Below are 26,827 nucleotides of genomic sequence, written 5' to 3'. Positions count from 1 at the left end.
GCTTGACGATGGCGCCCAGTCATCAACCAACGCGCTTTAGACAAGGTGGCGTTGGCCGTTATTGTTCAGCTTGGCCTCTCCGGAGGCCTTTTTTATGCCCACAGGAGAGGAATATGAGCGAAACAACGGATATCGCAGTACTCGAAATTAAGCCAGAGCAGGCGCCGGCTGTTTATGTGCCGAACGGTCTCGATCAGTACATTGAGCAGATTAAGCAGGCTGTGAATGAAGTCCCTGACCTGAGCACTGCAAAAGGCCGGGCTCGGGTAGCTTCACTGGCAGCTCAGGTATCACGCAGCAAGACAGCCATTGAAAAGCCGGGTCGTGAGTATCTGAAGCGACTCAAGGAAGCAGTAAAGCCCGCTGAAGCAGAAATTAAGCGGTTCGTTGATGCTTGTGACGAACTGCGCGATGCCACTCGCCAGCCACTGACTGAGTGGGAAGCTGAGCAGGAAAGGATTGCTGCTGAAAAGGCCGCTCAGGAAGAGCGCCAGCGCATTGCTGATGAAGAGCTTGCTGCCGCTGAAGCGCTGAAAAAGCAGTTCGAATCAGATCACGAAATCGCCCTTCTGCTTAACGACAAATTCGACCGAGACGCAGCTGAAGCAAAAGCCGAAGCAGAACGCCAGCGCATTGCCCGCGAAGAAGAGATTAAGCGGCAGGCTATCGAGCAGGAACGCATTGATGCCGAGCAGAAAGCACAGCAGGAACGTGAAGCAGCAGCCAAGCGTGAAGCCGATTTAAAGGCAGCTGCTGAGCAGGCAGAGCGTAACCGTATCGAAGCACAGGAACGTGCTGAGCGTGAAGCTAAAGAGGCAAAGGAAAAGGCTGAACGGGAAAAGCAACAGGCTATCGAAGCAGAGCAAATTAAGGCGCGGCAGGAAGCCGATCGCATCAAGCGGGAAGCCGAGCAGAAAGAAGCCACTCGCCTGGCTGAAGAAAAACGCATTGCCGATGAGGCAGCCGCCCGCGCAGCTAATGAAGCGCACCGCAAGACGATCGGCACCGCGGTGGTAAACGCCTTGATAGCCCATGCCGGACTGACTCGCGAAGATGCCATTGCAACACTGGTAGCCCTCAAAGGTGACCTCATCCCACATACCAGAATCACTTATTAATTCAAACTAAAGGACTCACCCATGCAACTTGCAACTGCTGGGGCTACCCGTGTGGGTGGCTCCAATTTCGACGCGTTCAAATCAATTCAGTTTCACCCAAAACACATCCTGACCAGCGCCAGCTTCACTCCCCCGCCCCGTAAGAGCTGGCTGGATAAGTTGGTTGAGTTCCTGCGATCGGAGGGTAAGCCATGAGGCTCACATTCAAAGACAGACAGGAAATAGAAACCATCATCCAAGGATTTGGTGATGTTGAGCACGAACAGGTGCGGGAGATGGTCGAGCAGATTGTTGAACCTCTCAAGCACAACCCTGTGGAAGCCGCTATGACGGTGTTCTTCTCCAAGCAAGGCGACGATATGGAAATGGTTGGCCGCGCTCAGGATGGTTCAGATGCTCAGGATTTGGCGCATAAATTCCTTTGGGATTACGTGACCAAAAACGAAGAGCAGCGCCTGGCTGAGTCAATCTGGAAGGACAAGCACTCATATCGTGAGGTGGCCTGATGGAACCGGGAATGTACCTCGATATCAGCAACGAGGATTACCACTCAGGCGCCGGGGTTAGCAAATCTCAACTGGATGATATTGCAACTAACCCGGCCATTTACAAATGGCGCAAGGAAGCACCAGTGGATACCGAAAAGCTTAAGGCACTTGATATGGGTACCGCCCTGCACTGCCTTTTGCTGGAGCCGCTGGAGTTCGACAAGCGATTCATCGTGGCGCCGGAATTCAACCGCCGCACAACCGCAGGCAAGGAAGAAGAAGCTCGCTTTCTAAAGGATTGTGAAGGCGGCGGCATGACAGTCATGGATGCAGAGCAAGGCAGGAAGCTGAAACTGATGCGTGAGAGTGCATTGGCGCACCCGGCGGCCAGATGGCTGCTTGAAGCTGAAGGACACTGCGAGGGTTCAATCTACTGGACAGATGATGAAACCAGTGAGTTATGCCGCATCAGGCCTGACAAGTTCCTGACAGGCCAGCCGGTAATCGTTGACGTCAAAAAGGTGGCGGATATGGATCGCTTCCCCCGTCATCTGGCTGAGTTCCGGTATCACATGCAGGACGCCATGTACCGCGAAGGTTATCTCCGCCACTTTGGCGAATATCCAATGTTTATTTTCCTTTGCGTCAGCGAAACCATCGACTGCGGCCGCTATCCGGTTCGCACCTTTCAGATTCAGCCTGATGATACCGAGGATGGTTACGACCTCTTCCGTACCAGCCTGAACACTTATCACGAATGCCGGACTACCGATAACTGGGGCGGCATCGAAGATATCACCCGCCCAGCCTGGGCGAAGAAAAAGGATTACTCATGAGCAACGAAATCATCCACGCCCCGGCTAACGAGGCAGATACGAAAGCAGCCATCTTCAGCCCGTCAGGCCTGCAAAAGCTTCAGGCATTTGCAGCTGTCATGGCAGAAGGTAAAACGACAGTGCCGGCACATCTGTCCGGTAAGCCGGCTGACTGTCTCGCCGTGGCATTGCAGGCAGCTCAGTGGGGAATGAACCCATTTGCTGTGGCGCAGAAAACGCATCTGGTGAACGGCACGCTGGGATATGAAGCCCAGTTGGTTAATGCGGTAGTGACCAGCTCTACTGCCGTTCAGGGGCGCTTCAAATACGAGTACGGCGGCAACTGGGATGCCTTCAAGCCCGGAGCAGCCAATGCCGCTAATGAGAAAGGCCTGTGCATTCGCGTGGGAGCTGTTCTTCGCGGTGAAACGGAAATCACCTGGGGCGAATGGCTGTTCCTCGAATTCATCACCACCCGCAATTCCCCGCTTTGGAAGACAGCGCCAAAGCAGCAGATGGCTTATCTTGCCGTGAAGTACTGGGCGCGCCTCTACTGCCCGGACGTTATTCTCGGCGTTTATACCCCGGACGAGTTTGAGCAGAAAGAGCGTATTGAGCGCGATGTTACCCCGGCGCGCACCCGACAGGATTTGAACAACCTGATCAACCAGAAGCCAGCCGCGGAAGAAACTACAACCCAGCAGCCAACTGAACGCACGCCAGATGAACTCCTTGCAGCCTTTACTGAAGCAGCCAGTAAGGCGACTGATGCCAAGGAACTGGATCGCATCTATAAGTACGCCGCTAAGCATCTCGCTAATGAAACGGAAAAGTTGGATTTGGCTACGGACGTCTACAGCATTCGCCGGGATGAGCTCACCGAAGCAGCTTAACTAATCTCCGGGCTGGCTGCGGCTGGCCCTCGTTACGAAGCTATGAATCCAGAGCAGCCTCTGAGCAGGTGCAGAAGCGGATTATCGAGCGCAGGCATTTGTTCAGCTTGAGTATGACAAGGTAAGGAGGTAAAAATACCATTCTGCATTTAAAAGGAAAGAAAATTGAAACGATTCATTTTACTTCTAGTGTTTTTTTCATTGCCAGCTCTAGCAGATTACGCAAACACACCTTACTCAAGTGAAAGTGAAATGTCGGAAGATGTCTCACTTCTGGCCCAATCATCTCTATTGTACAAGCAGAATGGAGAGCAAAGGATGTATGAAAACACAAAGATGGTTTGTGAGGGTGTAAAAAATAAGTTTTCAAAAACCTCTAAAAGAACCAAAAACATGCAAAGGTGGATGGAAAAAGTTAACTCAATCTGTAGCGAATACTAGGGTTATTTGCGTGGTACTAACAAATTATTTTTTCAAAGCTTCAGTTGGGTTAATACCCGTTCTTAATAAGGGGACGAAAAGTGAAGGTGCCAAAAGGATTGTTGCTGATTATGCCACTTATGTTGTCAGGCTGCCTGTCTACACCAAATGAAGCAAGGAGAGACGATCCTGTATTTTCTGGTACAAGCAGTAAATCTCCAGAAAAGCTTTCTGAGTGTATTTATGAGGGATGGACTAACACCAGGATGATGCTTGAAAGGGATAACACGACGCACACCGAGCGTTCGGCAAGTAAGGTAACCGTTTTCACATGGCATGATACGATGTTTGCTGATGTGCACGACAATCAGGGCGGTTCGAAAGTGAAATTCTATAAGACATTTAGTATGGGGTACACCAATGCTTCAAACAGAAGTAGTGTTGTAAAAGACTGCCTGTAATTTTTTAATATGCTTCCAAGCGACCTCGCCACTTCGGGGTTTTTATAATCCTGGATCATCAATCTCCTCGACCAACTCACTCCCCTGATTCTTCACACTGCCCACTGACTTCGATACAGGGTGCCAGGTGAATTCATCTGAGGGTATGGATTGCTCTTTGGCGATGTCCTGCGCCTCTTCAGAAGTGGTGTCGGGATTGAGCCAGTCCAGCACAGCGGATGTGCTCAGAACCAGCGGCCGGCGGTCATGGATATCCACCAGGCCTTTATCGCTGGCGGCTGTGACGATTACGAAGCCTTCGTTCTCATTCTGCTTGTCGTAGGGAGCCTTCCCGATTGCAGCGAAGAAGATGGGTTTACCGGATGTGTGGTAGATGAAGTAAGGCTGCTTCTTGCTGCCGTCACGCTTCCACTCATACCAGCCGTCAGCCATAACGATAGCGCGACCGTTGTTCCACAGAGGCTTGAACATGCGACCGGTGGCTGCAGTTTCTACCCTGGCATTAATCAACGGGGCTTTATCCCACCACTCTGGCCCATAGCCCCAGTGAACCGGGTCAAGATGAAGGGAATCGTCGCGCTGGTTAAGCAGCAGAACGTTGGTGCCTGGCGCCACGTTATACCGGCCGATCGGTTCAGAGTCGTAAGCAATCTCCCGCTCTACTTCGTCGGCAAACTCTTTCAGGTATTCTTCGCGTGTTCTGTACTGCGTGAATCGACCGCACATAGGCACCTCTATCACTAATAATAGTTCAGTAAGCGAGTTATTTCTGCTTGAGCGCCGAAAGGTAACGGGGTAGAAATACTACTCCAACTGAGAGGAACCAACTATGCATGAATACCTTATTTTCACATTACAGGGACCCGAGAAGCTGAGAACGAATGAACGTTATGGGCACAATCAAAAGAAGTTAATTGATGGGATCGAATATACATCCCATCATTACCATTACTTTGGCAATGGTCCATACGGAATATTAATAAGCCCTTCAAATCCGGTGAGACAGGAGCAAATACAAGAGGCGATAGAACGTACAGAGCTCGCTCCTTTACCTTGGTGATATGAGGCAGCCTTATTTCGTTAAGAGACTAAACAGCAAGAAGATAGTAATCAGTTAAATCTACCAGGCTCAATGGCTTGGTTTATCAAAGGGGTAAGGGAATGAAGATAGAAGTGACTTTTGACGACTCAGGAATTAAGGAAGAGCATGATTTTAATTTTGAGCCTCACGCCGGTGATTCGGTAACGTTGGTGCGTAACGGAAAGAAAACACAATATGAAATCTTGACTGTTTCTGGCCCAATTCACGGACAAGATTGCCATCCGTCCACGGTCAGGGTTCGTCCTGTTTAACGACCATGTGAGAATTTTGCACCGCCCTTGAGGCGGTTTTTTTACGCCCTAGTTTCAGGAGATAAGGATGGCTGGAAACTACCGCAGAAGAGGGAATCAGCTTTCGCTTGGTCGTAGATGGACTCCAGATGAAAAAGACTCTCTAAAGAGAATGGCCTCTTCTCTACCTCCGAAAATAATCGCGCGGAAAATAAACCGCTCATGTGAATCAATTCGTCAGATGGCTAAACGAATGGGCATCCGATTCTTAACTGCTCGCGGTGTGAATCGGCCAGAAAAATCCTAACCAGATTTATGACACAAAATACTGTGTTTATATACAGCATTTTGCTTTGAGATTGATTACATTTCGGTTAGTATTTTTCCTGATTTATTACGATAAACCATTAAACTGAAAAGGAATTAATCATGTCTGATACAGCTGAACAGCTTGCCAGTCAAGCAATTGAAAAAGTCAACGAATTGAAAGAGCTCGCTATTAATGCGGATGCAGCTCTGAGCGATGCGCAGTCACAGAATGAAGGCTATTTCATTCAGGTCGGGGAATTAGAAAGCAAAGTTGACGATCTCGAAAACCGCAGTGAAATGTATCGAAACGAGATTTTGACCGATAGCGAGATGATTGGTTTAGCCATTGAAATCATGGATAAGATTAAATCAAAGAATGATTCTGGTGTTTTCACTATGCCTATTGATGAGCAAAATCAGCTCAATGAGACATTGATATACCTTAAGCAGCGCAAACAAAGCATTGAGCAGTATCGTACTGCCACCGATCCCAAACCACGCACCTATGAACAATATCGTAATCCGTAATACAAATTTTGATGAATGTGACCGCCTCCGGGCGGTTTTTTGTTTTCTAAATTCAGGAGCCACCTCATGCATGCAGACATAACTGACCAGGCCGCTGAGCTTGAAGAACTGGAAAGGACTATCGCTTTGGCTAACAGGAAGAAGCCGGAACCGCCGTCACCCATCTGCCGCAATGGCGATTGTGGGGAGCCATCTCAGCCGGGTGCGAGCTACTGCTGCCCGGAGTGCAGGAAAGATGATGAGCTTAATCAGTGGGCAACCAAACAGCGGAGGGTGGCATGACTGAAGCAGAGAAAGCCTTTGAGCACTACATGGATGAGATTATCCAGTGGGCAGGCCAGACCGGAAAGCGCCGCTTAATCTGGAGCATACCGCGCTGCACTCTGGCCCGTGAGGTGTGGATGGATTGTATGGAGAGGCAGAATGTCGCCAGCGCAGGAAAACGCGTTGAGGTCAGTAGCCCGCAAGTGCAGAGCTGAAATCCTCAAAGCTATCACCGGCAAACCCAAGTCAGAGCACGATCGCATTACCACCCTTCTGTTGGACAAACACACAAAACCATTCAATGCCTACCGCCCGATCAGTTCTCAGCTAAATCTTGGCTGGTCTACTTCGTGCGCGTGGTGGATAAGGAGATGAAGTCATGAGAGGACAAGATGAATGAGCTGGCTCTTTTCGCAGGTGCTGGCGGAGGAATACTCGGCGGGCACCTCCTTGGATGGAGGACAGTTTGCGCAGTTGAACGTGATGCCTACGCCGCACAAATTCTGGCGCAACGACAAAACGATAGATGCTTGCGACCATTCCCGATTTGGTCTGACGTCTGCAGTTTTGATGGAAAGTCATGGAGAGGCATTGTTGACATCGTTTCTGGAGGCTTTCCCTGCCAGGACATTTCAGCAGCCGGCAGCGGAGCCGGAATCGAAGGAGCACGATCGGGATTATGGAAGCAAATGGCAAGAATCGTCGATGAGGTTCGACCCTCATACGTCCTGCTGGAAAACTCACCTTTGCTTGTGGGAAGAGGACTTGCAATGGTCCTTGGTGATCTTGCCACGCTGGGGCTTGATGCGGAATGGTGTTGTATTTCAGCATCTGAGTGCGGAGCGTCCCATAACCGTGACCGGATCTGGCTTGTTGCCTACCCCAAGGGCGAGCATGGGCAGTCATGGAATAGCCTGGTGCAGAGCGAGAACGGGAGAGCACAGGCACAATTTGGAAGACTACCTTGGCTGGTTACACCTGCAAGCGGGCGGAGAAGAAATCCCTGGCCTGAATGCAGCCCCCGATTATGTAGAGTGGCTGATGATGTGGCCTTCGGGGTGGACCGACTTAAAGCCCTTGGAAATGGACAAGTTCCGCGAGTGGCAGCAACTGCATTCAGCATCCTGAAGTGATCACCCTCCCCCACATTCTCATCGCAATAGCATTCGTGTTCGCCGCCTGGGCGATATTCAAAATACTCTGAACGAGGTAACGACTATGCATCAGCATCAGTTTCAACCAGACTCGCTTGTTGATCTCAAATTCATCATGGCTGATACTGGTTTCGGCAAGACATTCATTTATGACCGCATCAAAGACGGTACCCTTCCAAAAAGCAAAATCATTCATGGCCGGGCAAGATGGCTGTACAGTGACCACTGCGCATTCAAATCTAAGCTTCTGAACAACCCCGATGGGTAAATACGCGGGTAAAAATATTCTTCCGTTCAATAAAACCATTCAAATACAATCCCCTGCATGATGAATTATGTGTCTGCAGGGGACACCATCTGACCGTTCGCTACCCTCCGCTTTAGTTCGCAAATCCCAAGTCAATCAACCTCCCCTTAAATCATTTTACGCATTGTTTTTTTGGCCGTTTACTTGAGCGGAAAAGAGGCAGGCGGTGAAAAGTTATTATGAGTTTTTATGCCTCTTTAGCATGTTATGCAGCGCCAGAAATATCAGACCAACACCTATCAGTACCAGGAACGCATATCCAAGTGAATGGAACAACCCTATTCCTGCGATCCCGCCGGCCAGAAATGACAGCAAGGTGAATGAGTGCAGCCTGAGTCTCTCAAGATAAAGCGGAGCGTCCTTAGGTGATTCCTTTCGCCTGAGCACGTCGAAGAGCAAGGCCAGCTCTATACCGATATCCGTAGATGTGCCTGATACATGCGTTGTTCTTACACGCGCGTTAGATATTCGCGTGACGACAGCATTTTGTAAGCCCATTAAAAAGCTCAGGCTTAAGATAAGTAACACGCCGGGGGAAACTGGCGTGAGATAGCTCTCAACAATACCGAGCACGACAAGCCCGACACCCTCTATAAAAATATTAATGGCGTATACCGTACGCATTTTCTTTCTGCAACCTGAATTGATAACAATTGTCGAGAATGCAGAACCGGCAATGAAAATGCTGACAATCGACAGAAAGAAAATGGCTGGTGCCAGGTTTGCTTTGGCAAGATGATCTGACAGTGAAGAGACGTTTCCCGTCATGTTGGCAGAGAAAAAACCGACAGCTTCAAATGCTGCGGTGTTCAGGGCTCCGGCAACGGCGGCGAGCGTACAAGCGAGTTGTGTATCTGCAACATGACTTCGCGAATTCTCAGTGCTGATTAACATGGAACCTGCCGTGTTCACCTGGGGTAGACACATGATCCGCTCATTTTTCATCAGTGACAAGATGACCAGCCAGGGTATCTGCAGATGGCACCATTGCTTTATCCCCCTTTCCTCAGGTCTTACTCACCGTGTAGCTTTTAACCTTGCCGCCATCGAGTTGCACCGTTAGGGTTTTGCCTTCAGTGGTACTGCCGGCTTTCGCCTGACTGTAGCTCCACATCATCAGCAGATGATTCTCCGGGTATGGCGTTTCCGTGGTCGGCTGGCCGAACAGCGAAATCAGATCCTGGCGGCTGGTTTGGCCGTACTGGATTTTGCTTAGCTTGGCGTCATCGAAATCCTTGCCGGTCGAAGAGGTGCAGCCGGAAAGAAACAGAACAATGCCCAATACAGTCAGTATTTTTCTCATCAATATTCTCGTCAAACTGAAGGGCTATCCGACTTTTTCACAGTCGTAGGAACCGCTGATGCGGATCTGGCTGGCGCTGGTTCGCACCACCTGCACGTTCAATGTCGCCTTGCCGTGCTGAACAGCCTGGTCCATATCCAGCATACCCGGTGCCTTGGTGTTCTTAACCCGCAGATGGATTTTCACATTATCGTAATCCCCTTTATCACCGGTAAAAGTGACTTTCTGCTGGCTGGGCTTGGTGTTATTGACGTAAATGCTACCGTCCTGGTGGCGATCTAAATGAAAAGGACCGCATTGCATTGCCGCCATTGCCGGTGAAAGGCACAGCATTAGCGTGGAGAGAAGCAGGGATGTTTTTATCATAACGGAGGCATGACCTGTTGAAGCGGAGGCAGGAAGTGGACCTGCTAACCAGGGTAAAGTGTGCATCACTGCAATGCATACTTTACCGTTCAGGCCGTCAGTATAACTGATGACAGGGCGAAATAGAGCTGTCGCCCTGGTGTTGAAATTCTATTTGGTGCGCCACATGCGATATTGTCCCCAGAAACCCACCTCGGCGACATATTCCTGATCGGTACCGTCTGCGGTAATATCCAACGTTTTTCTCATTCCCATCGTCAGCACACTACAATCGTTACTGACGCGTAATTTATGCGGCCCGTTTTTCAAATAGGTCGTCACAAATTGGTTCTGGCGCAATAAAGCCACTTCAGTATTATCAACGGTAATAACAAACCTACATATCCCAGCACTCATGCTGCCAATAAACTGCTTCTGTCGTGTGATGGTGACCTTGGTCTGCTGACCGGATGAAGATGGGGTAACAATCTGATTATCCAAAATTTTATCTGCAGGACCATAAGGCCTTGCACAGCCTGCCAAAGTTAACACTGCTAAGGCCAAAACTAACTTTTTCATTTCCCTGCCCTTTTATTAAAAAATTTCCTGAAAGCACGCAAAATGACCAGATAAAAATAAGGTTATCTGCAAGAGCATTATGTTGAGGGTCGATATATTAACGCCTGACCATGTTGTGAATCAATAATTATATTTACCATTACCCCCTTTGAAGTGAAAAAAGCGCGACCTCAATTGAATCAATTAATTCTCATTCAATAATATTTTAAAAAACGTCGCATTAAGACAAATTAACAGGGTAAACTCCAGTCATCTGAATAAGGAGGTGCACTGAATGCCTGCCACTTTTACCCTGCGTATGGCCCACCGTGTGAGTGATGTTTTGCTGCCCGATCTGAAAGCGCTGATCCCACCCGAGTCGATGCAGTTCTTCTCCAATGAACTCGATGAAGAGTGGCATTACACTTTGCTCTGCCAGCAGAGTGACGAAACCTGTTCGCTGGCGGTATCGGCTATTCTGGTCTGGCATCAGTTAAAAAGAATCACCCTGATGAATTACAGCAATGCCACCGTGCAGAAAGATCTTTCCCATTGCGCTGCGGCCGACCTGTTTAACTTCCTGAAAATGCCCGGTGCGGTATTGCACCTGTCCTGATGCGCTCGCCCGATTTGATTAGCCACCGTTATGCCGGTGTATTCCATTGATTGATTTTTGCTCCCTGCCCCTAAGCTGGTGGGAAATACATACCGAATCATGGCGGAGTACCCTATGTCAGAAAAAGATCCTATCGTTGAACGCCTCACCGTTGAAGTCGTTGCCCTCAGGCATATCGTGCAGATGCTGATTGCCTATGGCAACGTGCCAACCGGCGGCAAACTGAATAAATACCTGATGAAAGTGGCCGAGGACGCGGAACATCGCGACGATCGCCACGCGAATAAAGCGATTGCTGACGCTATCCGCAGCTATATTCAGAAGTAATAAAAAACCCGGTCCAGCATCTGGACCGGGTTTTTGCATTAACGTCCGGCCGTTACGAGGTAGCCACCTTAAACGAAGAGATGTCCTGAGCCAGCTGTGAAGCCTCTGCCCGTAGTGCCTGGGTGTTTTCCGCGGTCTGATTGACCAACAGCAGGTTCTGCTGAATGCTGCGCTCCATCTGCGAGACGGCCAGCGTCACTTCACCAATGCCTTTACTCTGCTCATCGCCTGCAACGCGGATTTCACCAACCACCTGCTTCACTTTCAGCACGTCGTTCACCAAACCTTCCAGCTGTTCGCCTGCACCTTCCACCAGCTTACTGCCTGCCAGCACCGTGGTATCCGACTGGCTGATCAAGGTTTTGATCTCCTGCGCCGCATTAGCGCTTCGCTGTGCCAGCGCGCGGACTTCGGCGGCCACTACCGCAAATCCACGGCCCTGCTCACCGGCCCTGGCGGCTTCAACCGCAGCGTTCAGCGCCAGAATATTGGTCTGGAAGGCAATGCCATCAATCACACTCAGGATCTCGCCGACGCGGCTGGAAGAGGTTTTGATGGTCGCCATGGTATCAATCACTTTATGCATTACTTCGCTGCTGCTGCGGGCAATCTGCGCCGTCTGCTCGGTGAAGGCATCTGCCAGGCGGGTGTTCTCGGCATTCTGCTGCACGGTGGCGTTGAGCTGCTCCATCGCAGCGGCACTCTGCTCCAATGCAGCGGCCTGATCGCCAATCTTCGCCGACAGGGCCTGATTGCCCTCTGCCAGGAAGGTGGCATTGGCAGCCACGTTGATGCCGCTGGCCTGCACATTAGTGATAACCCCGGCAATCTTGTCGACAAACTGGTTAAACGATACGGCAATTTCCGCGATCTCATCCTTGCCGGAAGCATCCAGACGGCGGGTTAAATCCCCATCGCCATTGGCAATCTCATCCAGCGCGGCACGCGTGGATTCAAGACGCGTGGTCAGCCCGCGTGCAAACAACCTGGCACCCGCCAGCAGAACCAGCAGCGCCGGGATCAGCACCACGAAGATATCCTGCATGATATTTCTGGCCAACGCGGTCACGTTTGCTTCCGGCGTGACCAGGCCGATCACCCAGCCGGTATCCGGCATCTTAAACAGCGTGACCTGAGCACGGGTATGCAGGTAATCATCCTGCAAATTATTCAGCGTGGTGGTTCCCTGCTGATGGGCTGCCGTCGCAAGGCCTTCTACCACCGGCGCCAGCCACTTCTGCTCATCCGCCAGCGCGCTGAATTTCTTCAACGCTTTGTCTTTACTGCCGGGGAAATACAGCACGTTTCCAGACTGATCCAACGCGAAGGCATAGCCGCCGGTCAGGTTGCCATTCTTGGCCATAAAGCCAGACAGGTTGTCCAAAAGCACGTCAAAGGTTGCCACGCCGGCAAACCTGTCGCCTGCGGTGTAAGGCACGCTACAGGTGACCATATTCACGTTGGAAACCGGGTCCTGGTACACTTCGGACCAGTTACACTTGCTGCGCGATGCCGCTTTGGTTGAGGTGTACCAACTTTCATTGTGGTAACCCGCACCGGCAGGATCGTTGTAGCCGTCGGAGTAATCCAGCGTGCCGTTGGCGCCGCGTGACCAGAAGAAGCTGCGGCGGGCAACCCCCTCGGTAAAGGCATTCGGTTCCGGCCAGATGCCGCCACCGGCAATGCTTTTGTCACCTTTGCTGTCGATAATCTGCGGCAGCACGCTTTTGAATAAATCGTCCTGATGGGGCAGCACTTCCGCCAGACGCGCCATGCTGACGACTTCGCCTTCAATGCGGATCAACTGCTGATTCAGCTGGCCGACAATGTTTTCGCCGGTCTGCTGGATCAGACTGTTACTGGCTTCGATCACCCTCGGTTGGCCGCGCAGCGAAATGGCAAGATAAACAATTAATGTGATGAGTAGCAGCATCGAAATGCCACCTAGTGTCAATTTCCCTGACAGACGAACTGGGATCCCCGGCATAGTGATTTCCTTCATAGTAAAGAAGTCGTGATAACTGAGAGAAAGGGTGGCGTAAGAGATGACACAGCGTGATTGTTAACCATCACATCCCCGGGTTATCGGCCTGCCACGAGAAAACCTTAAACAGAGTATGTCAGCGCAGGTAAAGGATCGGATTTACCCTTCATTCATCGCCGCGCTTAATTGATAATAACGGCTGGCAGCGGAACGTCTGCGCTGTCAAAGGCCGGGAGGCTGGGGTTCGCATGAGCCCAAAGGCCCGCCTGAACGATATTTTTTGACTGAAACTGCACTCTGGACAGCTTCACCTGAAGGGATAATAGCCACATGCAACTTTTAATAACCGGATGGCTGACCGCCTTCGACCTGCCCTACGCGCCCCTGATTGCGCTCTTCGCCATCATCGCCCTGATTGCCATCATCTCATTGATTGTGCATGGCTTACTGCACCGCGCGGTGCTGCCATTCCTGCGTCGGTTTGCCGACCGATCCTCACACCTGTGGCCAAAATCCATTATTGATAAAAAGCTGTTCAGCCGTTTCGCGCTGCTGATGCAGGGCGTGCTGCTGCAAATCCAGCTTGAGGTGTTCCTGAAGGGCGACGAGCCGATTTATTCCGTGCTGATGATCGCCAGTCAGGTTTGGCTGATGATCTTCACCCTGCTGATTCTTTACTCGCTGCTGGACGTCCTGCTGGAGCTCTCCGATAACAGCAGCTTTGCCGGCCAGCTGCCGTTACGCGGCATTTTTCAGAGCATCAAACTGATCGCCACCCTGTTGATTGGGCTGATGGTGATCTCGCTACTGATTGGCAAATCCCCGCTGGTGCTGTTGACCGGTCTGGGTGCGATGACCGCCGTACTGATGCTGGTGTTTAAGGATCCGATCCTCGGCCTGGTCGCCGGCATTCAGCTTTCGGCCAACAATATGCTGAAAATGGGTGACTGGCTGGATATGCCAAAATACGGCGCGGATGGTGACGTGATTGATATCGGGCTGACCACGGTGAAAGTGCGCAACTGGGACAAAACCATCACCACCATTCCGACCTACGCGCTGATTTCCGACTCGTTTAAGAATTGGCGCGGCATGTCCGAATCCGGTGGCCGCCGCATCAAGCGCAGCCTGAATATTGATGCCACCAGCATTCATTTTCTGTCAGATGAAGAGATCGCCCGGATGAATCGCGCGCAGCTGCTGACGCCGTATCTCGACGGCAAGGTCGCTGAAGTCGCCAACCACAATGCCAGCCTGGGCTGCGATCTCACCACGCCACTGAATGGCCGGCATATGACCAATATTGGCACCTTCCGCGCCTGGCTCGAAGCCTGGTTGAAGTCTCATCCCCAGATCCACAAAGATATGACGCTGATGGTTCGCCAGCTGGCGCCGGGTTCTGAAGGCCTGCCGATTGAGATTTATGTCTTCACCAACACCACGGTCTGGCTGGAGTACGAAAAGATCCAGTCAGATATCTTTGACCACATCTTTGCGCTGCTGCCTGAATTCGGCCTGCGCGTGCACCAGACGCCAACCGGCAATGATATGCGCAATATGCGCTTTTCCCCCGCGGAATAAGGGCTGAACCGGCGGACGGGTTGCTGAAAAGCCCGTCCGCCAACGCTCTCTCTGCATTTCGCCATGCCATTCATACCCGCTAACAGGCATTTCATTCCGCTCTGACGGCAGTTCATGCCCTATTCTCCCCGCGCGTGAAGTCCCGGCTTATCATCTGCTCATTCTCTTAAACTTTCCCCCGGGAGCTTTCCATGAGCACACAGCCCGTCAGCACAAGCGTTAACCGTACCCGCTGGTTAACCCTGTTCGGCACCATCATTACCCAGTTCGCGCTGGGCTCCGTTTATACCTGGAGCCTGTTTAATGGTCAGTTGTCGCATAAGCTGGATGCCCCGGTTAGCCAGGTGGCGTTCTCCTTTGGCTTGCTGAGCCTGGGGCTGGCGATTGCTTCTTCCCTGGCCGGCAAGCTGCAGGAGCGTTTTGGCGTGCGCAACGTCACCATCGGTGCGGGCGTGTTGATGGCGATTGGTTTTTATCTGACGGCGCACTCCAGCAACCTGTTTATGCTGTATCTGAGCGCGGGCGTGTTGGTGGGACTGGCTGATGGCGCCGGCTATCTGATGACCCTGTCGAACTGTGTGAAGTGGTTCCCGGAACGCAAAGGGCTGATCTCCGCCTGTGCCATTGGGGCTTACGGTCTGGGCAGCCTCGGTTTTAAATTTATCTGCGGCTACCTGCTCAGCGTCTACAGTCTGGAAAATACCTTCCTGATTTGGGGTCTGCTGGCGATGGCGCTAATTGTCACCGGCGCACTGTTTATGAAGGAAGCGCCGAAACAATCTGCCGCAGCGCAGGGCAGTCACAGTAAAGCCCGCGATTTCTCTCTGGCGGAAGCGGTGCGTCTGCCGCAGTACTGGATGCTGGCTCTGATGTTTCTGACCGCCTGTATGAGCGGCCTGTATGTGATTGGCGTGGCGAAAGATATTGGCGAAGGCCTGGTGCATCTGTCGACGCAAACGGCGGCCAATGCGGTGACCATTATCGCCATTGCTAATCTGAGTGGACGACTGATCCTCGGCGTGATGTCCGACAAGATGGCCCGTATCCGGGTGATTACTCTGGCGCAGGTGGTCTCGCTGGCGGGCATGAGCATCCTGCTGTTTACCCAGATGAATGAAACCACCTTTTTTATCTCTATCGCCTGCGTGGCCTTCAGCTTTGGCGGCACCATTACCGTTTACCCCTCGCTGGTCAGCGACTTCTTCGGCCTGAACAATCTGACCAAAAACTACGGGCTGATTTATCTGGGCTTTGGTATCGGTAGCGTATTGGGGTCGTTGATTGCTTCGCTGTTTGGCGGCTTCACCATCACCTTCAGCCTGATTATGGCCCTGCTGGTGATTTCGCTGATTATGTCTGCCACCATTCGCTTACCGCACCGTGCGGAAGAAGAGAAAAAGGCGCTGCAGCACGCGTAAAAAAATGGGGCGATAATTCGCCCCATTCATACACCGTTGAGATGTCCCTTCCCGGATTATTTCGCCTGAAACAGCGGCTCCGCAATCCCTGCCACCGCCACTCTTACCGCAAACACATCGCCTGACTGAGGATAGCGCGCCAGCTCTTCTGCCGTGCGGTCTTCGCGTGAACTGGTGATATATAGCGTCTTCAGATCCTCCCCGCCGAATGCCACCATGGTCGGCCAGCGAACCGGCAACGGGATCTCATCCACAATGCGTCCATCAGCGGGATCGAGACGGATCACCCGGGAACCATCAAACATTGCCGCCCAGTAGAAGCCTTCACTGTCGACGGCGGCACCATCAGGCAAACCGCCCTCTTCCTGCACAAAGCGTTGCAGCACTTCGCGTGGACCGATTTCGCCCTGTTCATCCATCGGATAACGCCAGAGCACGCCGTTTGGCGTATCGGTCTGATACATCCAGCGACTGTCTGGTGAGAAAGCCAGCCCGTTGGAGATTTTGATATCTTCAGCCTGCACCGTCAGCGTCAGGTGTTCATCCAGACGGCACAGCTTGCCGCCGTTGCGATCCTGCGGTTCCCACAGGCTGCCACACCAGAAACGACCGTGGCGATCGACGCGGCCATCATTAAAACGGCTGCGTTCCGCATCACCCGGATTTGGCGCGATGCGCTGAGTAATCTGCCCGTGATCATCCAGCATGCAGACGCCGCTGCGTAATGCAGCAACAAATCCACCCTGAGCATTCAGGCCAAAGCAGCCAATGTCCTCAGCCACCGGGAAAACCTGATGCTTACCACTCTGTGGATCGAACCGGTGCAAAGCAGGCGCCAGAATATCGACAAAATAGAGGACCTGTTCCCTGACAGACCAGACCGGACACTCACCCAGTTCCGCCTGCGCCGACAGCACGTTTTCTACCTGATAACTCATAGTTTCTCCTTAGTCAGTCTGCCCTAAGTCTACTGCATATTTGATGTCGGTGGCGGCCTGAGGTGAAATTGATTCGTATTAAGGTTTATTCGTCGCTGGTGCTAAATTAAGAGCATTCCGGATGGAAACGGATTATTTTAGGTCTTATCTTATTTATGAATATTATGCCGCAATTATTAAACACAAATTTGAAATATCTGGAAATACCTGATTAAATAACTCTACACAACCGGCATTATTCCTCCACTTTTCTCAAGTAAAGTTGTAGTCATTGAAAAAGTGAAGGAGCATTCACAATGAAAAAACTCATTAAAGTTGTCTCGGTTCTGGGCGTAATGCTGATGTTGAACGGTTGTATCGTGCATGATGGATATCGTGGCGGACATCCCGGCGGCGGTTATCATAACGGGTATCATGGCGGCTATCACCACGGAAATGGCCCGCATCGGGGCTGGTAAGCAGAAATTCTAAGAGGGTGAGGAAACTCATCCTCAAGCGGGCAAAGCCTGCACACGGCAATATAATAAGATCGTTGAAAAAAATATTGGGCGGGAATTTTCCCCGCCCTTTTTTCGTTTTAGCTTTTAATGCTGTAATTACACTGATACCAGGCGTTCATTAATCCAGGCACCCGACTTTCCTGCGGTTTAATCGGTTCCACTTTATCAAACCCGCGTTCTGTACAGTAGCGTTCCACATCCTCTTGCATCGCCATCTTATTGACGGTGGACGGATTAAAACGATACTGCACAGTATTTACCGCAGGATCTTCATCAACTTTTTCAAATGCCCCTGGCTTGCTGGAAGTACAACCGGCTAATACAAATACAGCCAGCGCAACGGCGCCAGTCACTAACTTCTTCATTTTAGCTCCTTCGTTCGGTGCGGCATGATAACAGCCGACTTTCCTGACGCCATCGGAAAATCCCGCATTTGCAGTTTCTTTACCGTGCAAATGCATTGTTTTACCAATTGAATCGATTCAGGAAGCCGTCTGGCGCTATCTGGAAAGGGATGCGATTATCCGTACAGACATATTTTAATGTCTGCCAACACCATGAATGACTTACAATAACAATGTGTTATGCCCGCGGCGAGCGGGCTTTTTTTTGCGCTTAATTCGCGTTACCGTCGAGAATAATACGTAAAACGTCTGCAGAATTATTAACCGGAAGTGCCAGAACCGACTGATAAAGGTCAATGGTCATATCGCAGAGTTTACCTTTATCAGAACCCGCTTCGGCCGGGGAGTTAAGCGTTTGCAGATCGCTGCCCCACTTGCCGTATAGCGAACGCACGATGGTTTGCAGAGCGGCACGGCCCTTCGCCACATCGACCTGCTGCTGTGCGCCGTGGCTGTGCAGCAGGAAATCATCAATGCTGGCCATCTCTTTGTCGATCAGCGCCTTGGGTAATATTTCTGCGGTGTTAACGCCACCTTCCACCTGAGGGAAAAGGTATTTGAAACAGAGTGCACTGTCCTTCTGCCTGATGACTTTCATTTCTTCCAGCGCTACGGCCATATAATCATGTAGTTGCCGATCGCCGGCATAGCTGATGCGCTGATTCAGCAGGTCTGGCAGCATCGGACGTAACCGTTCCAGCGCCTGTTGCTCGCTGTTGCCTTCACGTAAGGCGCGAATAAATTCCTGATCCAACGTCTGGTAAAGTGCCGGCTGCTGATCTTTGATGGTGCGGTAGACCGGCAGCGTCGCCAGACGTTGCTCTGCCGCAGCCAGACGGGCTTCCTGCTGCTGTTGCGGTGCCACAAAACCAAAGTAATAAAGGTTACCGGCAAACAGCAGCATAAAGGCCAGCAAAACCGCTTTGGCTTTACTGAGGGAACCCCGCTTTGACAACCACGCGAGAAATAAAACGACCAGCAGGCCGCTAATAAAGGAGATGAGTGTAGCCTGGGACATGACAGTAAATACCTGTAGAGGCGGGCCGCGATGCGCGGCCCAATAGGCGGAGTTAATCTAGCCGAACATCCACCAGCACCGGGCAGCTGGCGCGCTCGATCACGGCAGCACTGACAGAGCCCTTCAGCAGACGGTTAAAAGAGGAAAGATGACGGCGGCCCATAATGATCATCGCAGCAGAGAGTTCGTTGGCCTGCGCGACGATGGTTTCCGCGGACTCACCGGCCACCACACGCCCGGTGGAGGCGATGCCGGCGCGCTGCAGTTCCGCCAGAGCCTGACGCACCGCGGCTTCAGCGGTGTTTTGCTCATCCAGCGCGCAACCGAAATCATTCGGGTCTTCCCCGGCCTCGATAAGGTAGGTGCCGGTGGTGCTGGCATAGCTGGCATCAATACAGCACAGCACAACAACGTTGGCCTGCAAAGCCTGCGCCTGTTCAGTGGCCAGTGCCACCACCTTGCGGGCTATAGCGGAATTATCAACGGCGACTAAAAGCGTTTTCATTTCCCTCTCCTGTCAGTCACGTAAGGCCGCTTTGCCTATCTCATCCACCAGCGCCTCTTTGCATTTAAGGATCTCTGTACGGTAGAGCGCCTCGTGCTTCTGAAAACGGGTAGACGGAACCAGCAAGCTGATGGAAAAACGGCCCAGAATGGTATCGATCGCCACCGCCATGGTGGAGATCCCTTCCAGCGTCTCGCCCCGATCGTACGAAAGACCCGTGCGGCGGATCTCCTTAAGGCGTTCAATCAGTTCAGGAAACGCCTTAACGGTCAGATCGGTAATGGCTTCATAGGCATCGCCGACGACGGCGCGAGCCTGTTCATCGCTGTCCAGCGCCAGCAGCGCTTTGCCACCGGAGGTGCTGTACAACGGCAGATTCAGGCCGATGCGCGGAACCACGCGCAGCTCACGATCGGCCACCACATAATGCACGATCGCCAGCTGCAATCCGCTGGCACGCGCCAGAGAAACCGTTTCACCGGTGGCATCGCACAGCGCCTGCAGCCAGGGTTGAGCAATCGCCACCACGTCGGTATGCAGCGTGGCAATGAGCCGAAGCAATGCCGGCCCAAGCCGGACGCCGCCTGCGCCGGGACTGCGTACCAGCTGCACCGAATCCAGCGCCGCGACGATGCGTTGCACGGTTGAACGGGGTAAATCCACCGCCTGAGCGATTTCGCCCAAACTCATGCCGTCGGGCCGGTTGCCCAACGCATCCAATATTTTCGCCGCACGAGAGATCACCTGGATCCCCCCAGTGCGCTCATCCTCACGCTGTGTTGTAGGGTCAGACATACGCCGTTGCTCCTTGCTTGATGACGATACTTTAGCACTTATTTACCGTTCCAGGCAGGCTGTATCACATTGCAATACACCCATTCACACTGTAAACTCTGCGGCAAATGTACCACAATGCAATACAGTGCATCGTAATTTTATTTCCTTCCTGACGGAGCCCCTGCTATGACTGCTCAACCAGCAGCGCCGCCTGCTCCCCACCCGTTTACCTTGCGTCTGGCGTTGGGACTGGTGGGTGTACTGATCGCTGCGTTGACCTCAGGATTAAACGACCGCGTCACTGACCTGGCGCTGGCCGATGTGCGGGCAGCCATTGGCTTCAGCTATGACCAGGCCAGCTGGATCACCTCGGTGTATCAGGCGGCAGAAGTCGCCGCGATGATGATCGCTCCCTGGTTTGCGGTGACGTTTTCCCTGCGGCGCTTTACCCTGACCGTCGCAACCGGCTTTGCGCTGGTGGGTTTATTGCAGCCTTTCGCACCCACGCCTTCTTTATTTATCGCGTTACGCGTGATCCAGGGGATTTTTGGTGGCGCGCTGCCGCCGATGCTGATGACCGTGGCACTGCGTTTTCTGCCGCCGCCGATCAAGCTTTATGGTCTGGCTGCCTATGCCTTAACCGCCACCTTCGGCCCCAACATTGCCGCGTCGCTGGCGGCATTCTGGACCGATTCGGTCGGCTGGCAGTTCGTCTTCTGGCAGGTGATCCCGCTGATCCTGATCGCCAACCTGTTAATTGGCTGGGGAATTCCGCAGGATCCCACCCGCTTTGAGCGTTTTAAACAGATCGATTTGTTCGGCATGTTGACCGGCACCAGCGGTATTGCGCTGTTAATCCTGTCGCTGAGCCAGGGCGAACGCCTTGACTGGTTTGCCTCGCCGCTGATTAGCGGCATGATGCTCAGCGCCTTTGCCTTGCTGATCGTCTTCCTTATCAACGAGTGGTATCACCCGCTGCCGCTGTTTAAGTTGCAGATGCTGGAGCGCCGGAATCTGACCCATGGCTTGCTGGTGCTGGCGGGCGTACTGATGGTGTCGCTGTCCGGATCTGCCCTGCCGTCGGGGTACTTCGGTCAGGTCAGTGGATTCCGTACGGTGCAGTTTGCGCCGCTGGCCCTGACCATCGGTCTGCCGCAGCTGATCATTGCGCCCTTTATGGCGGCGTTACTCAACCGGCGCTGGATAGACTGCCGCTGGATGCTGGCCTGTGGCGCGGCGTTGATGATCATCTCCTGCCTGATGGGCATGCAGTTGACTGACGACTGGGCGCGACAGAACTTCTGGCTGATCCAACTGCTGCAAGCCTTCGCCCAGCCGATGCTGATCCTGCCGGTATTGATGAGCGCCACCAGCGTGGTTCTGCCACCGGAAGGGCCTTTTGCCTCGGCCATGTTTAACACCGTGCGCGGTTTTTCCAGCGTGGCGGCCAGCTGTCTGGTGGAGAATTTCCTTACCCACCGCGAGAAGTTTCACTCGCATACGCTGGTCGATAACCTGGGCAATCGCCCGTGGCTGATGACCGCAGACACCTCTGCCAGTGCCAGCAGCCTGACGCCGTTATTGCCGGATGGCAGCGCCAGCACAACAGAAAACCTGAGCCACTTCGCCACGCTGCTCAAGCATCAGGCGGTGATCCTTAGCATCAGCGATGCCTATCTGCTGATCATTGGTTTTGCCCTGCTGATGGTGCTGTTGACCGCCTGGCTACCCAAGCGTGTTTATCCGCCGCAAACCCTTTTACAACAAGCCGCAAAAGCAACGAGATAATAATATGAGCTTCACACCTGCCAAAAGAACCTTAATGTTAGTGCTGCTGTTAGCGATCCTGCTGGGCATCGTGTTTTTTGTCTGGTCAGCAATGAATCGCCACCAGTCACGCACCGATGATGCCGTGGTGACCGCGGATTACACGCTGGTTGCGCCAAAAGTGTCGGGGTATATCCGCACCGTTAACGTCAGTGATAACCAGGCGGTTAAGGCCGGCGCCCTGCTGGCGACCATCGATGACCGCGATTACCGCGTCGCGCTGGAAACCGCAGAAGCCAACCTGCAGGTCAGCCAGGCCAAGCTCACCAGCGTTCAGGCGCAGCTCGATCAGCAGCAGGCGACCATTGCGCAGAATGATGCGGCGGTCAGCTCAAGTGAAGCAACGCTGAACTATGCCGGACAGAATGCCGAGCGTTATCGCCGCCTGCTAAAAAGCGGCACCACCACCGCCGACGAGCAGCAGAAAACCAACGCCTCAATGCGTGAAGCCTCGGCTCAGCTGCGTCAGAGTCAGGCCGCTGCCCTCGCCTCACGCAAGCAGGTGGGTATTTTGCAGGCCAGTATCAAACAGGCTGAAGCCGATATCGCCGCGTCAACCGCCAGTGTCGATCAGGCGCGCCTGAACCTGTCGTACACCACCATTACGGCACCGATTGATGGCTCAGTCGGTCAACGCTCGGTCCGTCAGGGCGCGTGGGTGGCCGCCGGAACCCGCCTGCTGGCGGTGGTTCCCTTGCACCAGACCTACGTTGTGGCGAATTTCCTCGAAACTCAGTTGACCGACGTCAAGCCAGGCCAGCCGGTTTCCGTTGAGGTTGATGCGCTGCCAGGCGTGACGTTACGCGGGCATGTCGACAGTATTGCTCCGGCCACCGGTTCCACCTTCGCGGCGATCACGGCTGATAATGCCACGGGTAACTACACCAAGGTGGTGCAACGCCTGCCGGTGAAGATTGTGTTTGAACCGGGCCAGGCCGATGTGGCGCGTTTGCGGGTTGGGATGTCGGTGATCCCGTCCATCGAGACGCCGTGATACCAGTGATTCATAGCACAATCGGCTTTATTTTGCGGAACAGAGCGGGTAAATTAGCGAACGATCCTGCCATAAGCTTCTTATGGCTACCTGATACGGTAGGGCGTAACTGTCTGCCGTATCGTATCTGTTCGCGTTACGCAGGCCCGGGATCGCCCCAGACGTAGGCGCTCAGAGGAGTTTTGCGGTGAAATATGCTTTGATGGGGATCTCTTTTATCCTGCTACTTTGGGTTGGCACCTTCTATCTGATGGTTTAACCCTGCCAGGGCTGATTAAGCGGGTCAGGCCACACGGCCTGACCCCAGTCCTTACGCTTCTTCTTCGTTCAGCTTCGTTGCGCCTGGCAAAATGCCATCCGCGCGGAACATCGATTTAATGCCTCTCACCGCCTGACGAATACGGTCGCTGTTTTCAATCAACGCAAAGCGCACGTGGGTATCACCGTAATCACCAAAGCCAATGCCCGGCGAGACGCAAACCTTGGCTTCCTGCAGCATATGCTTGGCGAACTCCAGCGAGCCCATCTGTGCGTAATGATCGGGGATTTTCGCCCAGACGTACATCGAGGCTTTCGGGATTTCGACCATCCAGCCCGCTTCATGCAGCCCTTTCACCAGCACATCACGACGACGTTTATACTGCTCGGCAATGTCCTTCACGCATTGCTGATCGCCTTCCAGCGCCGCAATGGCGGCGACCTGAAGCGGAGTAAAGGTGCCGTAATCGTGATAGCTTTTGATTCGCGCCAGTGCCGCCACCAGCTCTTTGTTGCCAACCATAAAGCCAATACGCCAGCCGGCCATGTTGTAGCTTTTCGACAGGGTGAAGAACTCAACGGCGACATCACGCGCGCCCGGCACTTCCATAATCGACGGAGCTTTCCAGCCGTCATAGACGATGTCGGCATAGGCCAAATCGTGGATCACCAGAATGTTGTATTGCTTCGCCAGCGCAATCACGCGCTCGAAGAAATCTAACTCAACGCACTGCGCGGTTGGGTTAGACGGGAAGCCGAGGATCATCATTTTCGGCTTTGGATAGCTTTCACGGATCGCCCGCTCCAGCTCGGTAAAGAAGTCGACGCCCGCCACCAGCGGCACGGAACGCACCTGCGCGCCGGCAATCACCGCACCGTAAATATGAATCGGATAGCTTGGGTTCGGCACCAGCACGGTATCACCGTGATCCAGCGTGGCCAGCATCAGATGCGCCAGGCCCTCTTTTGAGCCGATGGTGACAATCGCTTCAGACTCGGGATCGATATCCACCTGATAGCGGTCTTTATACCAGTGTGAAATGGCCCGACGCAGGCGCGGAATACCGCGCGAGGTAGAGTAGCCGTGAGTATCGTCACGCTGAGCGACAGCACAGAGTTTTTCCACGATATGCGGCGGCGTAGGGCCATCGGGGTTGCCCATACTAAAATCGATGATGTCTTCGCCACGACGGCGTGCGGCCATTTTCAGTTCGGCCGTGATGTTAAACACGTAAGGGGGAAGACGTTCAATGCGGGAAAAACGGCGTGGTGAGCTGTTGTCAGCCATAGATACCTCTGATTTACGTTAGCGCCCGGACCATCCGAGCGACGCTGACCAGAAACTGGTCGAACAACGAACATAACGTAGAGTCCGCTGCCCTGTCGAGAGGCGGGATAAAATATTTTCAGGCGTCGCTTTTCAGCTTTCCAAACACCCAATCGTTCACCCATTGCCCGCGTAACAGATAATTATCCCGTAGGGTGCCTTCAAGGATAAAACCGTTTTTCTCCAGCACCCGCCGCGAGGCCCAGTTGCCTTCCACCACCTGCGCTTTGAGTTTATGAAACTCACAATGTTCGAAAAGATAGCCCGCCAGCGCGCCTAATGCCTCGCTGCCATAGCCATGGCCAAAGTGCTCGCTAAGGAAGGAATAGCCCACTTCGGCCTGGCGATACGGTGCCCACTCGGCGTTGGCGCCAATCAGCCCAAGGATCTCACCGCTGCTTTTCAAGCGGACGGTCAGGCACAGCATATGAAAACTGGTGACCTGCCACGGGGCCAGACGATCGTGAAAACGCTGGCGGATATCGGCCAGCTGCGGCACGGCGCTGATAAATTCCATGCTGGTTTTATCGGTATGGACCCGATGGAAAAGTTGCCAGTCTTCCGGCTTTAACCCTTTCAGCTCCAGCCGTTCGGTAAACAGATGCATAGTGCCCTCACAAAAGGGGAAGTCTCGCACAAACTTAGCCCCTTTTAATTTCCGCTTTTAAGCGCTGTAATTCACATCAACCCTACATAACCATAACGAGAGTGTTACAGGAGAATCGCCATGTCTTCCCTCAACATTGATAACATCCCGCAGGCCGTTGCGGATATTAAACGTCAGCTGCGCAAGGCACTGCCGAACTATGCAGACGTATTTGCTGAAGTTGATGCCAACATCCGCCAGCAAATTGCCGAACTGAATGCGCAACAGCAACGCGGTGAAAATCCCGTGCCGCAGCTGGATGCCGAGGATATACTTCAGCACCGCGTCACCCGCCAGCAAAAAGCGCAGATCCTGCAACGTGGCTGTTGCGTCATCCACGGGGTTTTTCCCCAGGAACAGGCCGAGGCCTGGAATCAGGAAGTCGGTGACTACCTTGACCGTAATAACTTTGTCGAGCGCCTTAAGCATGCGGCGGAAGACAACTATTTTGGCGATCTCAAACAGGGTAAACCGCAGATTTACGGCATCTACTGGTCGAAGCCGCAGGTTGAAGCCCGCCAGCACGCGCGGATGAACGCGGTACAGGTATTCCTGAATACGCTGTGGCAAACCGAAAGTCACGGCAAGCAGCATTTCGACCCTGCGCGCATCGTCAGCTATGCCGATCGCACGCGTCGCCGGCCACCGAACTCGGGGTCACTTGGCCTGTCGCCGCACATTGATGGCGGCTCGCTTGAACGCTGGCTGGATGAGAATTTCCGCCACGTTTACCGTCACGTTTTCAGCGGCAACTGGCAGCAATATAACCCATTCGATGGAGAAATGCGTACCGAGGTGCGTGAATTTGCGTCACCGGCCGTATGCTCAATGTTCCGCACCTTTCAGGGCTGGACGGCGCTTTCGCCGCAGCGCAAACACGGCGGTACGCTGAACCTGCTGCCGGTAGCAAACGTGATGGCGTGGATCCTGTTGCGTGCCGTCCAGGATGATGTGCCGGAAGACGATCTCTGTGGCGCGGCGCCGGGCCGTGCACTCTCGATCAGTGAAAAATGGCATCCCCTTTTGCTGACTGGGATTTCCGCAATTCCTGATATGGAAGCCGGCGATACCGTATTCTGGCACTGCGATGTGATCCATTCGGTTGAGAATGAACATCAGGGCGATTTCGACAGCAACGTGATGTACATTTCTGCCGCGCCCTGGTGTGCGAAAAATGAAGCCTACCTGCAGCGTCAGTGGCCAGCCTTTATCGAGGGCCGCTCGCCGCCGGACTTTGCCGCCGATGATTTCGAAGTGGACTTTGTCGGCCGCGCAACGGAAGCCGAATTGACCGAACTGGGCAAATCCCAGATGAAATAGCCCATCCGAAATTGATCTGGACAGGCATCGGCGCAAATCACTGCGCCGATGCCTGGCACATCCCGCCCGCTTTCCTTATCATAGCCCTTTCC

The 26,827-nt window shown here is 53.1% G+C and carries 33 protein-coding genes; 20 read left to right on the top strand and 13 right to left on the bottom strand.

Features of this window, described 5'->3' with window-relative positions; translation table 11 throughout:
* Positions 1-113 precede the first annotated feature (113 nt).
* The 6 genes from AC0IXH_RS00975 (at position 114) to AC0IXH_RS00950 (ending at position 4,195) form a co-directional block, all read left to right on the top strand.
* Positions 114-1,118 carry a hypothetical protein gene (locus AC0IXH_RS00975; protein ID WP_471719776.1) on the top strand — a complete coding sequence of 335 codons (1,005 nt, stop codon included), beginning with the start codon at positions 114-116 and terminating at the stop codon, positions 1,116-1,118.
* 21 nt (positions 1,119-1,139) lie between these two features.
* Entirely contained in the window at positions 1,140-1,313 is a 174-nt protein-coding gene (locus AC0IXH_RS00970; protein ID WP_471719775.1) for a hypothetical protein, read from the top strand.
* Positions 1,310-1,624 (top strand): hypothetical protein, encoded by a 315-nt coding sequence (locus AC0IXH_RS00965; RefSeq protein ID WP_471719774.1) that lies wholly within the window; start codon positions 1,310-1,312, stop codon positions 1,622-1,624. Before AC0IXH_RS00970 ends, AC0IXH_RS00965 begins: the two co-directional genes overlap by 4 nt.
* Entirely contained in the window at positions 1,624-2,442 is an 819-nt protein-coding gene (locus AC0IXH_RS00960) for a PD-(D/E)XK nuclease-like domain-containing protein (protein ID WP_471719773.1), read from the top strand. Before AC0IXH_RS00965 ends, AC0IXH_RS00960 begins: the two co-directional genes overlap by 1 nt.
* Positions 2,439-3,314, top strand: a complete 876-nt coding sequence (locus tag AC0IXH_RS00955) for a RecT family recombinase (protein ID WP_471719772.1) — start codon at positions 2,439-2,441, stop codon at positions 3,312-3,314. Before AC0IXH_RS00960 ends, AC0IXH_RS00955 begins: the two co-directional genes overlap by 4 nt.
* Before the next feature lie 521 nt (positions 3,315-3,835).
* On the top strand, positions 3,836-4,195 hold the full coding sequence (locus AC0IXH_RS00950) for a hypothetical protein (protein ID WP_471719771.1): 360 nt from the start codon (positions 3,836-3,838) through the stop codon (positions 4,193-4,195).
* Between the two features lie 42 nt (positions 4,196-4,237).
* Here the strand turns inward: AC0IXH_RS00950 and AC0IXH_RS00945 are convergent, their stop codons facing one another.
* Complete coding sequence (locus tag AC0IXH_RS00945) at positions 4,238-4,921, bottom strand: SOS response-associated peptidase family protein (protein WP_471719770.1); 684 nt, start codon at positions 4,919-4,921, stop codon at positions 4,238-4,240.
* Positions 4,922-5,356: 435 nt separating this feature from the next.
* Between AC0IXH_RS00945 and AC0IXH_RS00940 the strand changes: the two genes are divergently transcribed.
* The 5 genes from AC0IXH_RS00940 to AC0IXH_RS00920 all read left to right on the top strand — a co-directional run bounded on the left by AC0IXH_RS00940 (position 5,357) and on the right by AC0IXH_RS00920 (position 8,050).
* Positions 5,357-5,548 (top strand): hypothetical protein, encoded by a 192-nt coding sequence (locus AC0IXH_RS00940; protein WP_471719769.1) that lies wholly within the window; start codon positions 5,357-5,359, stop codon positions 5,546-5,548.
* A gap of 408 nt (positions 5,549-5,956) precedes the next feature.
* Positions 5,957-6,364 (top strand): hypothetical protein, encoded by a 408-nt coding sequence (locus AC0IXH_RS00935; protein ID WP_471719768.1) that lies wholly within the window; start codon positions 5,957-5,959, stop codon positions 6,362-6,364.
* 278 nt (positions 6,365-6,642) lie between these two features.
* Positions 6,643-6,843: a hypothetical protein gene (locus AC0IXH_RS00930; protein WP_471719767.1), complete on the top strand. Its 201-nt coding sequence runs from the start codon at positions 6,643-6,645 to the stop codon at positions 6,841-6,843.
* 177 nt (positions 6,844-7,020) lie between these two features.
* On the top strand, positions 7,021-7,761 hold the full coding sequence (locus tag AC0IXH_RS00925; RefSeq protein WP_471719766.1) for a DNA cytosine methyltransferase: 741 nt from the start codon (positions 7,021-7,023) through the stop codon (positions 7,759-7,761).
* Positions 7,762-7,846: 85 nt separating this feature from the next.
* Complete coding sequence (locus AC0IXH_RS00920) at positions 7,847-8,050, top strand: helix-turn-helix transcriptional regulator (RefSeq protein WP_013203237.1); 204 nt, start codon at positions 7,847-7,849, stop codon at positions 8,048-8,050.
* A 216-nt stretch (positions 8,051-8,266) separates the two neighbouring features.
* On the opposite strand, the gene AC0IXH_RS00915 is transcribed toward AC0IXH_RS00920, so the two are convergent.
* The 4 genes from AC0IXH_RS00915 to AC0IXH_RS00900 all read right to left on the bottom strand — a co-directional run bounded on the left by AC0IXH_RS00915 (position 8,267) and on the right by AC0IXH_RS00900 (position 10,316).
* A complete protein-coding gene (locus AC0IXH_RS00915; RefSeq protein WP_471719765.1) occupies positions 8,267-8,983 on the bottom strand; it encodes a YoaK family protein in 717 nt (238 codons plus the stop codon).
* A gap of 112 nt (positions 8,984-9,095) precedes the next feature.
* A complete protein-coding gene (locus AC0IXH_RS00910; protein WP_053144377.1) occupies positions 9,096-9,392 on the bottom strand; it encodes a lipoprotein in 297 nt (98 codons plus the stop codon).
* 24 nt (positions 9,393-9,416) lie between these two features.
* On the bottom strand, positions 9,417-9,758 hold the full coding sequence (locus AC0IXH_RS00905) for a hypothetical protein (protein WP_471719764.1): 342 nt from the start codon (positions 9,756-9,758) through the stop codon (positions 9,417-9,419).
* A 150-nt stretch (positions 9,759-9,908) separates the two neighbouring features.
* The gene (locus tag AC0IXH_RS00900; protein WP_471719763.1) at positions 9,909-10,316 is read right to left on the bottom strand and encodes a hypothetical protein; all 408 of its coding nucleotides are present in this window, start codon (positions 10,314-10,316) and stop codon (positions 9,909-9,911) included.
* A 274-nt stretch (positions 10,317-10,590) separates the two neighbouring features.
* On the opposite strand from AC0IXH_RS00900, the gene AC0IXH_RS00895 reads away from it, so the two are divergent.
* Together AC0IXH_RS00895 and AC0IXH_RS00890 are read left to right on the top strand one after the other, a co-directional pair.
* The gene (locus AC0IXH_RS00895) at positions 10,591-10,911 is read left to right on the top strand and encodes a hypothetical protein (RefSeq protein WP_346566383.1); all 321 of its coding nucleotides are present in this window, start codon (positions 10,591-10,593) and stop codon (positions 10,909-10,911) included.
* 114 nt (positions 10,912-11,025) lie between these two features.
* Complete coding sequence (locus AC0IXH_RS00890) at positions 11,026-11,238, top strand: hypothetical protein (protein WP_013203249.1); 213 nt, start codon at positions 11,026-11,028, stop codon at positions 11,236-11,238.
* A 52-nt stretch (positions 11,239-11,290) separates the two neighbouring features.
* Here the strand turns inward: AC0IXH_RS00890 and AC0IXH_RS00885 are convergent, their stop codons facing one another.
* Positions 11,291-13,225, bottom strand: a complete 1,935-nt coding sequence (locus tag AC0IXH_RS00885; RefSeq protein ID WP_471719762.1) for a methyl-accepting chemotaxis protein — start codon at positions 13,223-13,225, stop codon at positions 11,291-11,293.
* A 327-nt stretch (positions 13,226-13,552) separates the two neighbouring features.
* Here AC0IXH_RS00885 and AC0IXH_RS00880 point away from each other — a divergent pair, with 327 nt between their 5' ends.
* Both AC0IXH_RS00880 and AC0IXH_RS00875 read left to right on the top strand, forming a co-directional pair.
* Positions 13,553-14,803 carry a mechanosensitive ion channel family protein gene (locus tag AC0IXH_RS00880; RefSeq protein ID WP_013203252.1) on the top strand — a complete coding sequence of 417 codons (1,251 nt, stop codon included), beginning with the start codon at positions 13,553-13,555 and terminating at the stop codon, positions 14,801-14,803.
* Between the two features lie 191 nt (positions 14,804-14,994).
* Positions 14,995-16,221 carry an L-lactate MFS transporter gene (locus AC0IXH_RS00875; protein ID WP_134824780.1) on the top strand — a complete coding sequence of 409 codons (1,227 nt, stop codon included), beginning with the start codon at positions 14,995-14,997 and terminating at the stop codon, positions 16,219-16,221.
* 56 nt (positions 16,222-16,277) lie between these two features.
* On the opposite strand, the gene AC0IXH_RS00870 is transcribed toward AC0IXH_RS00875, so the two are convergent.
* A complete protein-coding gene (locus tag AC0IXH_RS00870) occupies positions 16,278-17,159 on the bottom strand; it encodes an SMP-30/gluconolactonase/LRE family protein (protein ID WP_053144385.1) in 882 nt (293 codons plus the stop codon).
* 296 nt (positions 17,160-17,455) lie between these two features.
* Between AC0IXH_RS00870 and AC0IXH_RS00865 the strand changes: the two genes are divergently transcribed.
* The gene (locus AC0IXH_RS00865) at positions 17,456-17,617 is read left to right on the top strand and encodes a hypothetical protein (RefSeq protein ID WP_471719761.1); all 162 of its coding nucleotides are present in this window, start codon (positions 17,456-17,458) and stop codon (positions 17,615-17,617) included.
* A 119-nt stretch (positions 17,618-17,736) separates the two neighbouring features.
* Here AC0IXH_RS00865 and AC0IXH_RS00860 read toward each other — a convergent pair whose 3' ends face one another.
* The 4 genes from AC0IXH_RS00860 to AC0IXH_RS00845 all read right to left on the bottom strand — a co-directional run bounded on the left by AC0IXH_RS00860 (position 17,737) and on the right by AC0IXH_RS00845 (position 20,381).
* Positions 17,737-18,024 carry a putative periplasmic lipoprotein gene (locus tag AC0IXH_RS00860; RefSeq protein WP_013203256.1) on the bottom strand — a complete coding sequence of 96 codons (288 nt, stop codon included), beginning with the start codon at positions 18,022-18,024 and terminating at the stop codon, positions 17,737-17,739.
* 250 nt (positions 18,025-18,274) lie between these two features.
* Positions 18,275-19,081: a hypothetical protein gene (locus AC0IXH_RS00855; protein ID WP_471719760.1), complete on the bottom strand. Its 807-nt coding sequence runs from the start codon at positions 19,079-19,081 to the stop codon at positions 18,275-18,277.
* Between the two features lie 52 nt (positions 19,082-19,133).
* Positions 19,134-19,586, bottom strand: coding sequence for a universal stress protein (locus AC0IXH_RS00850; RefSeq protein ID WP_151036839.1), 453 nt, complete (start codon positions 19,584-19,586; stop codon positions 19,134-19,136).
* Positions 19,587-19,598: 12 nt separating this feature from the next.
* Positions 19,599-20,381 carry an IclR family transcriptional regulator gene (locus AC0IXH_RS00845; protein WP_053144394.1) on the bottom strand — a complete coding sequence of 261 codons (783 nt, stop codon included), beginning with the start codon at positions 20,379-20,381 and terminating at the stop codon, positions 19,599-19,601.
* Between the two features lie 168 nt (positions 20,382-20,549).
* On the opposite strand from AC0IXH_RS00845, the gene AC0IXH_RS00840 reads away from it, so the two are divergent.
* The 3 genes from AC0IXH_RS00840 to ypdK all read left to right on the top strand — a co-directional run bounded on the left by AC0IXH_RS00840 (position 20,550) and on the right by ypdK (position 23,443).
* A complete protein-coding gene (locus tag AC0IXH_RS00840) occupies positions 20,550-22,151 on the top strand; it encodes an MFS transporter (RefSeq protein ID WP_013203260.1) in 1,602 nt (533 codons plus the stop codon).
* Between the two features lie 4 nt (positions 22,152-22,155).
* Complete coding sequence (locus tag AC0IXH_RS00835) at positions 22,156-23,184, top strand: HlyD family secretion protein (protein ID WP_134824785.1); 1,029 nt, start codon at positions 22,156-22,158, stop codon at positions 23,182-23,184.
* A 187-nt stretch (positions 23,185-23,371) separates the two neighbouring features.
* Positions 23,372-23,443: a membrane protein YpdK gene (gene ypdK / locus AC0IXH_RS00830; protein WP_105760737.1), complete on the top strand. Its 72-nt coding sequence runs from the start codon at positions 23,372-23,374 to the stop codon at positions 23,441-23,443.
* Between the two features lie 51 nt (positions 23,444-23,494).
* Here ypdK and alaC read toward each other — a convergent pair whose 3' ends face one another.
* Positions 23,495-24,730 carry an alanine transaminase gene (gene alaC / locus AC0IXH_RS00825; protein ID WP_013203262.1) on the bottom strand — a complete coding sequence of 412 codons (1,236 nt, stop codon included), beginning with the start codon at positions 24,728-24,730 and terminating at the stop codon, positions 23,495-23,497.
* Between the two features lie 118 nt (positions 24,731-24,848).
* The gene (locus AC0IXH_RS00820; RefSeq protein WP_471719759.1) at positions 24,849-25,376 is read right to left on the bottom strand and encodes a GNAT family N-acetyltransferase; all 528 of its coding nucleotides are present in this window, start codon (positions 25,374-25,376) and stop codon (positions 24,849-24,851) included.
* Positions 25,377-25,496: 120 nt separating this feature from the next.
* On the opposite strand from AC0IXH_RS00820, the gene AC0IXH_RS00815 reads away from it, so the two are divergent.
* Positions 25,497-26,735 carry a DUF1479 domain-containing protein gene (locus AC0IXH_RS00815; RefSeq protein WP_471719758.1) on the top strand — a complete coding sequence of 413 codons (1,239 nt, stop codon included), beginning with the start codon at positions 25,497-25,499 and terminating at the stop codon, positions 26,733-26,735.
* The last annotated feature ends 92 nt before the right edge of the window (positions 26,736-26,827 follow it).

It is taken from the genome of Erwinia sp. AC075 (assembly GCF_979253995.1).
The sequence above is the reverse complement of the archived record's forward strand: the minus strand, read 5'-3'. Positions and strand labels throughout refer to the sequence as shown.